This is a genomic window from Devosia riboflavina (assembly GCF_000743575.1).
Taxonomy (GTDB): domain Bacteria; phylum Pseudomonadota; class Alphaproteobacteria; order Rhizobiales; family Devosiaceae; genus Devosia; species Devosia riboflavina.
Genome location: NZ_JQGC01000088.1, coordinates 1 through 693, shown reverse-complemented (window position 1 = coordinate 693; position 693 = coordinate 1). Strand labels below are relative to the sequence as shown.

The following is a 693-nucleotide window of genomic DNA, read 5'->3' as shown; positions in this document are numbered from 1 at the left end:
AGCCCGTTGATGGTTTCTCCATCCCATTTCTGGCAGTTTGCGTTTCTAAGCGCGATCTTGATCTATATCTTGATGAAGCGTTCGATCTAAACTACTTAATGGAATTTAAATCGAGCATACGAAGTTACGTATTCGATATATCAAAAGAAAAGAATGGGTACTTTCATTTAAAGTACGTGGACGAAATTCACGCCAAAAAAGATCATTACCTGCCAGATGCAGGATTTTTCGCTAGAAACCACACAAGACATTATAAGAAAAATGATCCAAAGTATGTAATTACCCATACTTATTACATTGACGGTCGCTGGACTACAGCTGATTTCTCACGGTTTTATGCGAAGTTGTCTGACCTCTACGCGATATACACAATCGCTGACGTAGTGGATGATAATGTAACAGCTGAAGAAAAACTCGAAGCGGCGATAACTTCCTATACAGTTCAGGGAGGTGGCTCTTATAGAGGCAGTTTCAGAGATCTTGGCGACGCAGCGAACGATAACTACCCACTCAAGGTATCTCGAATTCAATACGCATCACCGGGTCGAATTGATGTGAAGGGTATAGAGCGACCGCTGAGATTTGTTGACGGCATCATCGATGGATTTCTCGACAGAAAAGAGAATCTAAAGGAAAATGCAAGAAATTTATACATAATATTGCAACATGACGGTGCGCTTGGGAATAGAATGT

At 41.0% G+C, this 693-nt stretch carries 1 protein-coding gene; it reads left to right on the top strand.

Features of this window, described 5'->3' with window-relative positions; all coding sequences use genetic code 11:
* Nucleotides 1-693, top strand: a 693-nt coding sequence (locus JP75_RS26735; protein ID WP_160194789.1) for a hypothetical protein, incomplete at both ends; no start/stop codon positions are given.